At 72.9% G+C, this 12,905-nt stretch carries 13 protein-coding genes; 5 read left to right on the top strand and 8 right to left on the bottom strand.

Going from position 1 to position 12,905, the window contains the following annotated elements; all coding sequences use genetic code 11:
* Positions 1-515, bottom strand: a 515-nt coding sequence (locus ACFQO7_RS37215; protein ID WP_376810799.1) for a biotin/lipoyl-containing protein, incomplete at its 3' end; no start/stop codon positions are given.
* Between the two features lie 64 nt (positions 516-579).
* Positions 580-1,956 (bottom strand): dihydrolipoyl dehydrogenase, encoded by a 1,377-nt coding sequence (gene lpdA, locus ACFQO7_RS37220; RefSeq protein ID WP_376810800.1) that lies wholly within the window; start codon positions 1,954-1,956, stop codon positions 580-582.
* A gap of 182 nt (positions 1,957-2,138) precedes the next feature.
* Here lpdA and ACFQO7_RS37225 point away from each other — a divergent pair, with 182 nt between their 5' ends.
* Complete coding sequence (locus ACFQO7_RS37225; protein ID WP_203687876.1) at positions 2,139-2,456, top strand: hypothetical protein; 318 nt, start codon at positions 2,139-2,141, stop codon at positions 2,454-2,456.
* A 142-nt stretch (positions 2,457-2,598) separates the two neighbouring features.
* On the opposite strand, the gene ACFQO7_RS37230 is transcribed toward ACFQO7_RS37225, so the two are convergent.
* A complete protein-coding gene (locus ACFQO7_RS37230) occupies positions 2,599-4,167 on the bottom strand; it encodes a leucyl aminopeptidase (RefSeq protein WP_376810801.1) in 1,569 nt (522 codons plus the stop codon).
* 72 nt (positions 4,168-4,239) lie between these two features.
* On the opposite strand from ACFQO7_RS37230, the gene gcvT reads away from it, so the two are divergent.
* From gcvT to ACFQO7_RS37245, 3 genes are all read left to right on the top strand, one after another.
* The gene (gene gcvT, locus ACFQO7_RS37235; protein WP_376810802.1) at positions 4,240-5,361 is read left to right on the top strand and encodes a glycine cleavage system aminomethyltransferase GcvT; all 1,122 of its coding nucleotides are present in this window, start codon (positions 4,240-4,242) and stop codon (positions 5,359-5,361) included.
* A gap of 180 nt (positions 5,362-5,541) precedes the next feature.
* The gene (locus tag ACFQO7_RS37240; RefSeq protein WP_376810803.1) at positions 5,542-5,679 is read left to right on the top strand and encodes a hypothetical protein; all 138 of its coding nucleotides are present in this window, start codon (positions 5,542-5,544) and stop codon (positions 5,677-5,679) included.
* Positions 5,680-5,848: 169 nt separating this feature from the next.
* Positions 5,849-6,199 (top strand): MmcQ/YjbR family DNA-binding protein, encoded by a 351-nt coding sequence (locus ACFQO7_RS37245; RefSeq protein ID WP_376810804.1) that lies wholly within the window; start codon positions 5,849-5,851, stop codon positions 6,197-6,199.
* Between the two features lie 9 nt (positions 6,200-6,208).
* Here ACFQO7_RS37245 and ACFQO7_RS37250 read toward each other — a convergent pair whose 3' ends face one another.
* Genes ACFQO7_RS37250 through ACFQO7_RS37260 form a run of 3 tightly spaced genes read right to left on the bottom strand, consistent with a single transcriptional unit; the run spans position 6,209 to position 9,884 of the window.
* Positions 6,209-7,282, bottom strand: a complete 1,074-nt coding sequence (locus ACFQO7_RS37250) for a hypothetical protein (RefSeq protein ID WP_376810805.1) — start codon at positions 7,280-7,282, stop codon at positions 6,209-6,211.
* A 24-nt stretch (positions 7,283-7,306) separates the two neighbouring features.
* Positions 7,307-8,107, bottom strand: a complete 801-nt coding sequence (gene cobS, locus ACFQO7_RS37255) for an adenosylcobinamide-GDP ribazoletransferase (RefSeq protein ID WP_376810806.1) — start codon at positions 8,105-8,107, stop codon at positions 7,307-7,309.
* Entirely contained in the window at positions 8,085-9,884 is a 1,800-nt protein-coding gene (locus ACFQO7_RS37260; protein ID WP_376810807.1) for a bifunctional adenosylcobinamide kinase/adenosylcobinamide-phosphate guanylyltransferase, read from the bottom strand. Before ACFQO7_RS37260 ends, cobS begins: the two co-directional genes overlap by 23 nt.
* A gap of 90 nt (positions 9,885-9,974) precedes the next feature.
* On the opposite strand from ACFQO7_RS37260, the gene ACFQO7_RS37265 reads away from it, so the two are divergent.
* The gene (locus ACFQO7_RS37265; protein ID WP_360537237.1) at positions 9,975-10,169 is read left to right on the top strand and encodes a hypothetical protein; all 195 of its coding nucleotides are present in this window, start codon (positions 9,975-9,977) and stop codon (positions 10,167-10,169) included.
* Positions 10,170-10,218: 49 nt separating this feature from the next.
* Here the strand turns inward: ACFQO7_RS37265 and ACFQO7_RS37270 are convergent, their stop codons facing one another.
* Positions 10,219-11,217, bottom strand: coding sequence for an aldo/keto reductase family protein (locus tag ACFQO7_RS37270; RefSeq protein WP_376810808.1), 999 nt, complete (start codon positions 11,215-11,217; stop codon positions 10,219-10,221).
* A 50-nt stretch (positions 11,218-11,267) separates the two neighbouring features.
* Positions 11,268-12,905: WG repeat-containing protein (locus ACFQO7_RS37275; protein WP_376810809.1), on the bottom strand; the 1,638-nt coding region annotated here is incomplete at its 5' end.

The raw sequence follows: 12,905 nt of genomic DNA on the forward strand, positions 1-12,905 counted from the left end.
ATCTCCGTGTCGACCTTGTCGGTGGAGACCTCGAGCAGCGGCTCGTCGACCTCGATCGACTCGCCGACGGCCTTCAGCCAGCGGGTGACGGTGCCCTCGGTGACGCTCTCGCCGAGCGCGGGCATCTTCACCGGGGTGGCGTCCCCGGCGGGAGCCGCGGCCGAGGCAGCGGCGGCGGGAGCCGGCGCCGGTGCCGCCTCCTGGACCGGGGCGGCCGGGGCAGGCGCCTCGGCGGCGGGCGCGGCCGGAGCCGGTGCGGCCGCGGCCGGGCTGTCGCCCTCGCCGCCGATGATGGCGAGCTCGGCGCCTACCTCAGCGGTCTCGTCCTCACCGACGATGATCTTGCTGAGAATGCCGGCCGCCGGCGACGGGATCTCCGTGTCGACCTTGTCGGTGGAGACCTCGAGCAGCGGCTCGTCGACCTCGACCCGGTCACCCTCCTGCTTGAGCCACCGGGTGACGGTGCCCTCGGTGACACTCTCGCCGAGCCGCGGCATGGTTACCGATACCGGCATTGCTTCAGACTCCTCAGTTAAGTGCAGATCCGCAGTGATAAAAGGACGAGGTGAGCTTATTCGCTCAGTTGTGCGCGTGCAGCGGCTTGCCCGCCAGCGCCAGGTGCGCCTCGCCGAGCGCCTCGTTCTGCGTCGGGTGGGCGTGGATGAGCGCCGCGACCTCGGCCGGGAACGCCTCCCAGTTGACGATCAGCGAGGCCTCGCCGACCTGCTCGCCGATCCGGGCGCCGATCATGTGGATGCCCACGACCGGGCCGTCCTTCTGACGGACCAGCTTCACGAAGCCCTGGGTGCCCAGGATCTTGCTCTTGCCGTTGCCGCCGAGGTTGTAGTTGTACGTCTCGATGGCGTCCGCGCCGAACTTCTCCTTGGCCTGGGCCTCGGTGATGCCGACCGACGCGATCTCGGGGTCGGTGTAGGTGACGCGCGGGATGCCCGACTCGACGATCGGGGCCGGGTTCTGCCCGGCGATCGTCTCCGCGACGAAGATGCCCTGCGCGAAGCCGCGGTGCGCCAGCTGCAGGCCGGGCACGATGTCGCCGACGGCGTACACGTTGGGCAGGTTGGTGCGCAGGCGCTCGTCGGTCATCACGAAGCCGCGCTCCATGGTCACGCCCTGGGCCTCGAAGCCGCAGTTGGCGGTGGCCGGGCCGCGGCCCACGGCGACCAGCAGCAGCTCGGCCTCCAGGGTCTCGCCGCCGGCGATGGTGACCTTCACACCGGAGTCGGTCTTCTCGACCTTCTCGAACGGCTTGCCGACCTTGAAGCCGATGCCGCGCTTGCGGAACGTGCGCTCCAGCTGCTTCGAGATGTCCGGGTCCTCGGCCGCGACCAGGCGGGGCAGCGCCTCGACGATGGTCACGTCGGCGCCCAGCGACTTCCACGCGCTGGCGAACTCGACGCCGATCACGCCGCCGCCCAGCACGATCGCGGACGTGGGCACGCGGTCCAGGGTCAGCGCGTGCTCGCTGGCGATGACCTTCTCGCCGTCCAGCTCCAGGCCGGGCAGGCTCTTCGAGTACGACCCGGTGGCCAGCACGATGTTGCGGCCGGTGACCCGCTGCCCGTTCACCTCGACGGCGTTCGGGGCGACCAGGGTGCCCTTGCCCTCGAGGTAGGTGACCTTCGCGGACTTGATCAGACCCTGCAGGCCCTTGTACAGGCCGGCGACCACGCCGTCCTTGTACGAGTTCACGCCCGCCATGTCGATCTGGATCAGCTCGGCCTTGATGCCGATGTGCGCCGCCTCGCGGGTCTGGTCGGCGACCTCGCCGGCGTGCAGCAGCGCCTTCGTCGGGATGCAGCCCCGGTGCAGGCAGGTGCCGCCCAGCTTGTCCTTCTCGATCAGCGCGACGGACAGACCCAGCTGCGCCGCACGCAGCGCGGTGGCATAACCACCGCTGCCGCCGCCGAGGATGACTACGTCAAAGGTCTCGCTCACGATCGCTCCAAGGTCGCGTCATTGCCACTTCGCGTCACCGTGGGCCAGCGTGTGCTCAGCCCACACTCGGCCATCTTGTCACTGTGGGCGTGCTCCCGCGCACCGAGGTGCTCAAGGACACGTCTGGCTACTCTTGCCCGGTACCATGCGCACCGCAGAGGCACCTTCGGAGAGGAGCAGGTGTGGGTTGGTTCCGCCGCCGGGGCGGGTCCCCGGCAGATCGCCCGGCCAACCCGGCCGACGTCACCCATCTGGAGCAGTTCGCGCAGTCCCGCCGCGGCGTCGAGGCGTTCATCGAGCCCCGTACGACGGTGACCGGGACCACGGTCATCCTGATCGCCCACGACGGCGAGTGGACCCGCCGCCGCATGCCCAGCCCGACGGCGGTGCGCCAGTTCGCCCAGCGCCTGTCCATGCCGGTCTACGACGTCCAGCTCGTGGGCTACCCCCAGCGCATGCGCGACTTCAACGCCCGCCAGAAGCTCCGCCCGGCGGAATAAAGAAAGATCGCTGTCTCCGGTCGAAACCTGCGGTCCCACCGCAGATCACGACCGGAGACAGCGACCTTCACCCGTCAGCGGACCGCTCAGCCGTTCGCCGCTGTGCCTGATCGGCGGCTCGGCGGCCGCTCCGCTCCGCTTCTCAGCCGTTCGCCGCGATGTCGTCGACCAGGGCGAGGAGGGTGCGGACGGGGACACCCGTGCCGCCCTTGCTCCAGTGGCCGGTGGCCTCGCCGGAGTGGAAGGACGGGCCCGCGATGTCGATGTGGGCCCACTCGACGCCCTCGGTGACGAACTCGCGCAGGAACACGCCGCCCTGCAGCATGTGGCCGGCGCGCTCCATGCCCGCGCTGACCTGCAGGATGTCGGCGACGTCGGACTCCATCGACTTGCGGATCTCGTCCGGCAGCGGCATCGGCCAGGTCGGCTCGCCGACCAGGTCGCCGGCGGCCTTGGTGCGCTGGGCCAGCTTCTCCGAGCCCATCACGCCGGCGATCTTCTTGCCGAGCGCGATGACCTGGCCGCCGGTCAGCGTCGAGGTCTCGATCAGGTAGTCGGGCTGGGCCTCGCAGGCCAGCGCGATGGCGTCGGCCAGGATCATGCGGCCCTCGGCGTCGGTGTTGAGCACCTCGACCTTCTTGCCGCTGCGCATGGTGATCACGTCACCGGGCCGGTACGCCTCGCCCGACAGCATGTTCTCCGCGATCGGGATGTACGCGGTCACCGCCACGGCGGGCTTGAGCTCGGCGATCGCGGCCATGGTGCTGGCCACGGCGGCCGCGCCGGCCATGTCCGACTTCATCTCCCACATGCCCTGGGCGGGCTTGATGGACACGCCGCCGGTGTCGAAGGTGATGCCCTTGCCGATCAGCGCCACCTTGGTGGTCGACTCGGCCGGCGCGTACGTGATCTTCACCAGGCGCGGCTTGGCGGCCGAGCCCATGCCGACGGCGAGGATGCCGCCGAAGCCCCCCTCGATGAGCGCCTTCTCGTCGAGCACCTCGACGTCGAGCCCGGCCTTGCCGGCCAGCGCGGCGATCTCGTCGGCGAAGTTCGGCGGGCGCAGCAGGTTGGCGGGGGCGTTCACCCAGTCGCGGGTGCGGGCGACCGCGGCGGTGACCACGCCGGCGCGCTTGAGCTCGGCGTTGGCGCCGGCCTCCTTGGCGTCGGGCACCAGCACCGACACCGCGGTGACCGGGTCCTTGCGGCCGGCGGCCGGCTTGCCCTTGTAACCGGTGAACCGGTACGCACCCAGCGCCGCGCCCTCCGCGACCGCGCGCAGGGTCAGCGCGCCGCTGTCGTCGGCGTCGTCGGACAGGGGCAGGGCCAGCACGACCTTCTTCGCGCCGGCCAGCGCGCGGACGGCGGCGGCGGTGGCGCGCCGCAGGGTGTCGGGGGCGGGCGCCGGGCCGGTGGGCTCGCCGCCCAGGCCGACGGCGACCAGCACGGGAGCGGTGATGGTGCCGAGCGTGGCGAGCTTGGTGACCTCGCCCGCGCCGCCGGTGGCCCCCAGCAGCGCCAGGGTGGCGGTCAGCTTGCCGTCGAACGCGGCGGCGATGCTCTCGGCCCCGGACGCCAGCAGCAGCTCGCCGACCGTGCCCTCGGCGCCTTCCTGACTGTGTACGCCGATGACGACGGCGTCCACGGTGAGGTCGGCGGGGTCGGTGTCGGCGAGGCTCAGCGTGGGCAGAGCCGTGGTGGGCGTGGTCACAAAGTACTCCTGGTGGACGTGGGTTGCTGCGCCGATGCTAACGAACCCCAAACGCCAGGGTAAGTTGCGCTCATGACCGACATGGGTTCAAAAGACTCAGCCGACCTGCTCACATCGCCTTTGCACGATCGTCACATGGCGCTGGGGGCGAAGTTCGCCGCTTTCGGTGGCTGGGACATGCCGCTGGAGTACGCCGGGGGCGGGGTGCTCAAGGAGCACGCCGCGGTCCGCGAGGGCGTGGGCGTGTTCGACGTCAGCCACCTGGGCAAGGCACGGATCACGGGGCCGGGCGCGGCGGACTTCGTCAACGCCTGCCTGTCCAACGACCTGGGCCGCATCAAACCCGGCAAGGCGCAGTACACGCTGTGCTGCGACGACGCGACCGGCGGCGTGGTCGACGACATCATCGCCTACCTCTACGGCGACGACCACGTCTTCCTGATCCCGAACGCGGCCAACACCACCGAGGTCGTGCGCCGGCTGACCGCCGCCGCGCCCGCCGAGCTGACCGTCACCAACGAGCACGCGGACTTCGCGGTGCTGGCGGTGCAGGGTCCGCGCTCGGCGGAACTGCTGGCCGAGCTGGGCCTGCCCACCGACCACGAGTACATGAGCTTCGCCACAGCGGACCTCGACGGGGTCACCCTGACCGTGTGCCGCACCGGTTACACCGGCGAGCACGGCTACGAGCTGGTCGTCCCGTCGGCCGACGCGACCCGCGTCTGGGACGCGCTGTTCGGTGCGAGCGTGCCCGCCCGCGCCTGCGGCCTGGCCGCGCGCGACACCCTGCGTACGGAGATGGGCTACCCCCTGCACGGCCAGGACCTGTCCCTGGACATCACCCCCGTGCAGGCCCGCGCCGGCTGGGCCGTCGGTTGGAACAAGCCTGCCTTCTGGGGCCGCGACGTGCTGACCGCCGAGAAGGCCGCCGGCCCGCGCCGCACCCTGTGGGGCCTGGTCGCCAACGACCGGGGCATCCCCCGCGCCCACATGACCGTGCTCTCCGGCGACCAGCCCGTCGGCGAGATCACCAGCGGCACCTTCTCGCCTACCCGCAAGATCGGCATCGCCCTCGCCCTGCTCGACACCTCCGCCGCCCTCACCGAGGGCGACACCGTCGAGGTCGACGTCCGCGGCCGCCGCAGCTCCATGACGGTCACCAAGCCGCCGTTCGTGCAGCCGTCCGTCAAGTGACCACGGCCCGCTGACGGGGCCGGGCTGCGGTCGGGTGAGCCTGTTCGGCGCGGTCGGGGTGATGGATGGCGTGGGCACCGCACGGACGGCCTCCCGGAGCATCGCGCCCTCGGTCTGCAGCATGGCCGGTGGGGGCGAGCCCTGGGGCGGTCTGCAGGGCGGGCCGCAGGGGAGCACGTCGTGGTGACGCGACTGACGGCCACCGGCTGCCGGGTGCGGCGTCGGCATGAGCCGGACACGGAGCGTGACGTCAACGGCGTGATGATGTGCGTGAGCGGCTACATCTTTTTTGATGTGTCCACATCAAAAAAGATGTAGCCGCTCAGCGATGACTGTCGTCTCGGGGCTGCCCGGACCGGCATCCGCGACGGCGGATTCCCGCCAGGGGACGAGCCGGTGACGGGTGGTCGCGCGGGCCGGGCGCCTGCCGCCGCCAGGCCGATCGCCGGTCCGGCAGCGGGTTTGCCGATGGCCTAGGGTGGTCGCCATGGCGGTCACGTATGAGCAGGTGAGGGACTGGGTGCTCGCGCTGCCCGGCTGCGCCGAGGTGATGGTCGAGGAGTGGGGGCACCCGACGCTGCGGGTCGGCGACAAGATGTTCGCCTCCGGCATGCCGGGCAGCGACACGATGTCGGTCAAGGCCTCCAAGGAGGAGCAGGCCGCACTGCTCGCCGCCGCGCCGGAGGTGTACTCGGCGGCGGCGTACGTCGGGCGGTTCGGCTGGGTGCGGGTCGAGCTGTCCCGGGTGGACCCGGCCGAGCTGCGCGAGCTGGTCGTCGAGGCGTGGCGGCGGACCGCGCCGAAGAAGCTGGTCAAGCAGTACGACGCGCAGGCCTGACCGCCGGGATCAAGCCTGACCGTCGAAGCCCTTCGCTTCGCTGACGCGGCCCAGCCACGAGGCCGCCTCGTCGGCGGACAGCACCTCGTCGAGCGCGATCGAGGCCGCCATCATCGGGTAGCGGCGGATGTTGTCCCAGCTCCGGGCGTAGGGCGGCGGGTCCAGCACGACCACCCGCACCCCGTCCAGCGCCGGGATGTCGGCAGGCACGCCCTCGTTCCAGATCCACGCGCCGTACGCGTCGACCAGGTTGAACGAACCGGTCACCTGGCCGCCGAACGAGGTGGCCGGTGCGTCCAGTGCCACCGCGGTCCAGGCCGCGTCGACCGACAGACCCTCCAGCAGGCCGTCGGCGTCGGGGCCGGACAGGGTCGCGGCCAGCAGGGTGTGCAGCTGGAAGTTGTCGGCGATCCCGCCGATCGTCATACGCCAGCCGCGTCCGGTGGCCCGGTGCAGCACCAGCAGCCGCTCCCCGTCGAGCACCGCCAGCAGCATGGCCAACCAGGTCATGTCCTCGCGCTCGGGTTCCAGCGCGGACACCGCCGCCCGCAACGCCGGCTCGGCCTGGCAGGCCCGCCGCGCCGCGGCCGACTTCTGCAGCAGTGTGGTGGCGCAGCGCATCCAGGCCTGCAGCCCGAACCAGCTCTCGACGAGCCGTACGGCGTGGTCCGGCGGAATGGCCGCGTCGAGGCGCTCCAGGGTGGTCTCGAACTCCGCGGGGTCGGGCTCGGGGGTGCCCTCGCCGGGGAACTCGCGCGCCCACACGGCGGCGAACTCCGCCGACAGGCCCGCCACCTCGGTGAGCCGCTCACGCAGCACCGGGACCAGCGGCTCCGGTGACGCGCCGAGCTCGATCAGCGCGCCGCAGAGCACCGCGAACTCGCCGCCGAAGCCGGGCCCGAGCTCGCCGAGCAGGTCGGCGCAGGCGGTCAGGGCGGTGGTGAGCTCGTCCGCCGGGGCCGTCTGCGCGGCCTCCCACAGCTGCGCCGTGGCCGACTCGAAGGCCTCGATGTCGCGCTCGCGGCGGGCGCGCACCAGCGCGTCGCAGGCGCGGGCGAGCGGAGTGGCGGATTCGAAGATCATTCGCGAATGCTAGCGGGCCGCGGGTCATAAGAGAATCAGTCCGATGGCGATCACCGTGGTCGCCGTTTCGGACAGGAAACCGAGCACGTCCCCGGTGACCCCGCCGAACCGGCGTACCAGATGGACCCGCAGGGCGGCCACGACGATCAGCGAGGCGAGCACGGCGGCCGGGCCCTGCCACGGCCGGCCGGGCACGGCCGGCACCGCGAGCGCGGCGACGAGCAGCGTGGCCGGCACGAGCGCGACCGGGTGCACCGTGCCCGCGACCAGGGCGCCCATGCCGCCGGGCCGCGCCGCGGGCACGCCCCGGCGGCAGGCCTCGGCGATCGCGAGCCGTCCACCCGCGACGGACGCGGCCACCGCCGACGCCACCGCGCTGATCGTCCGCGCCGACAGCTGCGCCAGCGCCCCGACCTGCAGCAGCAGCACCAGGATCAGGGCGACCACGCCGAACGGGCCGACCTCCGGCGACTTCATGATCTCCAGGGCGCGCTCGCGCGAACGGTACGACCCCAGCGCGTCGACCGTGTCCGCGAGCCCGTCCAGGTGCAGCCCGCGGCTCAGCAGCGCGGCCAGGCCCACCGCCAGCGTCGCGGCGACCAGCGCGGGCAGTCCCGCCGCGAACGCCGCCAGCAGGCCGCCGAGCAGGGCACCAAGCAGTGCGCCGACCACCGGGCCCAGCGTCATGGCCCGGCCGGCGACGACCCGGTCCAGCCTGCGCGGCCCGGCGACCGGCGCGACCGTGAACGTGGTCAGCGCCAGCCGCAGGCCGTCGAACCAGGATCCGCCGGTCGCCGGAGCGTCAGTCCACGATGGAGGCGTCATCGGCGCGGGACACTGCCGGGTCGGTGGCGTCGTCCGGCTCGTCCTCGGGCTCCTGCAGGTGCGCGGGCGGCTCGTCGAGCAGCGGCGGCAGGGCGGGCAGCGACGCGGCCAGGGTCAGCGCCGAACGCAGCAGCGGCAGCGCCAGCAGCGCGCCCGCGCCCTCGCCGAGACCGGTGTTCAGGTCGGTCAGCGGGGTCAGGCCGAGCACGTCGGCGGCGAGCACGGTGGTCGGGTGCCGGCCGGTGTCGGCCAGCGCCAGCCACAGCCGCGACTGGCTGCCCAGGTCCCGGGCGACCAGCCCGGCGGCGACGCCGACCGGCCCGTCCAGCAGCACCGGCGTACGCCGGGCCGTCGCGCCCAGGATCACGCCGGCCGCGACCGCCAGATCCGGCCCGCCCAGCTCGGTGAGCAGCTCCTTGGCCGGCAGCACCCGCCCGCGGACCCGGTGCAGCGCGTCGCGCACCGCGGCGCAGCGCCGCATCCACGCGGCGTCGTCGACCGTGCCGTCGGCGCTGACCACCCGGGCCAGCAGGCCGGGCACCTCCGCGCCGGTCACCGCGGACACCACGGCGGCGGCCGCGGCCTCGGCGCCGACTCCGCACGAGCCCAGCACCAGCAGGTCCACCCCGCTGTCGACGGCCTCGTCGGCGAGCTGCCAGCCGTAGCGCAGCAGCCCCTCGACGGTGTCCTGTTCGGCCGCCGGGCTGTGCTCGATGGCCTCGGCCGTCGCCGTGTCGACGATCTGCAGGCTGACCCCGTTCTCGGCGGCCAGCAGCCCGATCGGGCCCTCCCCACGGCGGGCCTGCGCCGCGAGCAGCGCCGCCCCGTGCGGGGTCTGCCCGGCGGCCGAATCGCCCTCGTGGTTGCCGTGCAGCAGCAGCATCCGGGGCTGCTGCCAGGGCAGCGGCACGGTACGTCCCTGCGCTCCCGCCGCGAACAGCACGATCTCGGCCAGCCGGCCCAGGCCTGCGCCGGGGATGTCGAGCAGGTGCAGGTGGTCGCGGGCGGCCTCGCGGGCGTCGCCGTCCGGGATGGGCAGGTCCATGTTCGGCCCGATGACCACGCCCGTGGCCACGAGCGGCAGGGCCTGGGTGCTCTCGGTCAGCGCGGCCGACGGCCTCGGCGCGGCGGCGACCGGGGTGAGCACCTCGGGGCTGGGGATCACGGGAACGGACGGGATCGTCACGGTTGTCGGCGCACCGGCCGTGGTCGCGCCTGCGGCACCGGCGTCCCCGCCGCGCAGCCAGACGGGCTGTCCCGCGACGACGAGGGCCACCGCGTCACAGGCGGCGGCGACGGCCTGGTTGACCAGTCCCATCAGGTCGGCGAAGCGCACGCCCGCCTCCGACGGCGGCACGACGGACAGCCCGACCTCGGGGCTGACCAGCACCACCCGCGCCGCACACCCGGCTACGGCGGCGGCCAGCCGGCTGACGTGCACGCTCGCGTCGTCGCGGTCCAGCAGGTTCACGACCCAGCCGCCGAGGTCGTCGACGATCAGCGTGTCCTCGGCGGCGGCCTGCCCGAGCGCGTCGACCAGGGCGGCCGGGTCGCCGTACGTCTCGACGGTGATCCAGGAGTGCGGCCTGCGCTCGCGGTGCGCGGCCACCCGGTCGGCGAACGCCGGGTCACCGCCGTCCGCCAGCGCGGTGGCCAGGTAGCGCACCGAGCGCGCGCCCGACAGCAGCGATTCGGCGTACTCGCTCTTGCCGGAGCGAATACCGCCGAGCACCAGCACCCGTGCCCCGAAGTGTGGGGGCCAACCGTCATGCGACATGCCCGTACCTTATGACCTTCGGCGGCGGAGCGGGTCAGCGGATGCGCCGCCTGCGCGGCCGGATCACCGGCGGCGGATAAGCTGATCGTCATGACGTGGAGCTGGCGGTACGAGGACGCGGCGGGCAAGCCGGTCGAAGGCCCGAACGAGACGTTCAGCAACCAGGCCGATGCCGAGTCGTGGCTCGGCCAGACCTGGCGTGACCTGGTCAGCGCCGGCGCGGTGGAGGTGATCCTCGTCGAGGGCGACCGCGACGAGTACCGGATGAGCCTGCAGGGGGCCTGACCCCTGGAACCGTCGGGGGCCGTCCATGCGGGCGGCCCCCGACGTCACCTCACGGCCGCTCGGCGGGGGACACGGTCTTGGCCGGGTCCCGCTCCGTGATCGGGTCGACGATCTCGTCGATCGCCTTCATCAGGTCCGCGTCGAGCTTCACGCCCGAGGCCTTGACGTTGTCGTACACCTGCTCCGGGCGGGTCGCGCCGACGATCGCCGACGAGACGTTCGGGTTCTGCAGCACCCACGCGATGGCCAGCTGAGCCATGGTCAGGCCCGCCTGCTCGGCCAGCGGCTTGAGCAGCTGCACCCGGGTCAGCACGTCCTCGTCGAGCCAGCGCGCGATGAAGCCCGCGCCCGACTTCTCGTCGGTGGCCCGCGAACCGGCCGGCGGCGGCTGGCCCGGCAGGTACTTGCCGCTCAGCACACCCTGCGCCATCGGCGACCACACGATCTGGCCGAGGCCCAGCTCCTCGCAGGTCGGCACGACCTCGGCCTCGATGACCCGCCACAGCATCGAGTACTGCGGCTGGCTCGACACCAGCGAGATCTTCAGCTCGGCGGCCAGCGCGTGGGCGGCGCGGATCTCCGACGCCTTCCACTCGGAGACGCCGATGTAGTGCGCCTTGCCGGAGTGCACGATGTCGGCGAAGGCCACCATCGTCTCTTCCAGCGGGGTCGCGTAGTCGTAGCGGTGCGCCTGGTACAGGTCGACGTAGTCGGTCTGCAGGCGGGTCAGCGAGCCGTTGATCGACTCCATGATGTGCTTGCGGGACAGGCCCCGGTCGTTGCGTCCCGCACCGGTCGGCCAGAAGACCTTGGTGAAGATCTCCAGGCCCTCGCGGCGCTCGCCCTTCAGCGCGCGGCCGAGGACCGACTCGGCGCGGGTGCCCGCGTACACGTCGGCGGTGTCGAAGGTGGTGATCCCGCTGTCGAGGGCCGCGCGCACACACGCGTCGGCGGCGTCCTCCTCGACCTGCGAGCCGTGGGTGATCCAGTTTCCGTACGAGATCTCGCTGACGAGCATCCCGGAACGGCCCAAATGCCGAAACTCCATACGGAGACCCTATGCCGCCCGGTTCGGGACCCGCCATAGGGTGGATTGCTCTACAGAACCGGTTTCGTGTCGGCGAGCAGGCGGTCCAGCTCCTCCATGACGACCTGGCGGCTGGGCAGCTCCGGGTCGATGAACGGGCGGCCCTTGCGGTCGAGCGCGCCCCAGCGGCCGGACGGGCCCGCGATCAGGAACGCCACCGGGTGGATGACCAGGGCGGGGTGCACGGGCGGCACCACCACGGCGCCGGTGCGGTCCACCACGCCCTTGCGGCCGCCCGCGTCCACGATGGCCAGGCCCTCGTCGGAGAAGCCGTCGACGTAGCGGCCGTCGGTCAGCGCGGTCGCGAAGCCGGTGAACTGGAACGGCACCACGGCCCGGCCCTGCTTGTCGACCGCGCCCCAGCCGCCCCGGCGCACCGCGGCCAGGCCCCGGCGGAACGGGCGCACGTCCTCGAAGCCGGTCGAGATGATGACCCGGCCCTGCTTGTCGATGGCGACCCAGTTGCCCGCGCCGTCGCGCGACACCCAGGCCAGCCCGTCGGAGAACGAGCCCACGCCGAGCCAGCCGGCCCGGCCGTCGATGAGCCGGGTGCCCGCCTCGTCGATCAGCTCCCAGGTCTCCATCTCCGGGCGGCGTACCCACGCCGCGCCGTCGCGGAACGGCTGCACGTCGGCGAACGCGGGGGAGATCACCGTGCGGCCGTCGGACCCGGCGAAGCCCCAGCACTGCACCCGCTCGTCGAAGCGCGGCACCGGCGGCTTGCTGACCTGCAGGATCTCGTCCATGCTGCGCGGGTACGGGCCCATGCCGTTCTCGGCGATCTTCATCGAGACGGCGTCGAGCGCCATCTCGGTGCGCGAGATCAGCTCCGGGTCCTCGACCTTGCGCAGTTCGAGGGCCTTCTCGAAGTGGTTGAACGCCTCCATGTAGCGGCCCTGGTCCAGGCAGGACCGCCCGGCGTGCTCGTGCATGGTGGCGCGCAGCCGGTCGGGCAGCTCGGTGGAGTTGGCCTCGGCGAACAGCTTGTCGGCCTCGGTGAAGTCGCCGCGCCACTGCAGCACGTGCGCCAGGCGGGCCTTGGCCAGCGCGATGCGGCGCAGCTCGCCGGTCGCCTCGGCGTGCACCAGCGCCATCTTGCCGTCCGACAGCGCCTTGGTCAGGTCGCCGAGGATGCGCGAGACCACGGCCCGCAGGCTGAGCAGCCGGGCCCGGGTCGGGTTGTCGGTGGCCGGGGTGAGCTTCTCGGTGAGCCGGTCGCGGATCTCCCGCAGCTCGTCCGGGTTGTCGACCAGCTCACGCAGGGTCTCGTGGTGGAAGCGCCACTCGTACGCCGCCAGCACCTGCTCCGGGTCGGGACCCGCCTCCGGGGTGGCCTCCGGCTCCGGCTCGGCCGTCGCGGCGGCAGCCGCGGCCGCGTCACCGGTGACCGTCGCCGTGGTCGCCGCGGGCTCGGCGGCGGGCGTGGGCGCGGCACCCGGGCGGACCAGCGGGTGCAGCATCGTCGGGGCGGACAGCGCGGTGGCCGCGCCGGCCGCGCTCGCGGCGACGGGCAGCACCGTGTCCGGGGTGGCCACGGTCGGGGTCGGCGGCGCGGCCGGGGAGACCGGGTTCGCCGAGACCGGCGCGGCCGACACGGGCGCGGGGGAGACCGGTGCGGCCGCGGCCTCGCCGGTGACCGGTGCGGCAGC

This window comes from Catellatospora aurea (assembly GCF_042663325.1).
Taxonomy (GTDB): domain Bacteria; phylum Actinomycetota; class Actinomycetes; order Mycobacteriales; family Micromonosporaceae; genus Catellatospora; species Catellatospora aurea.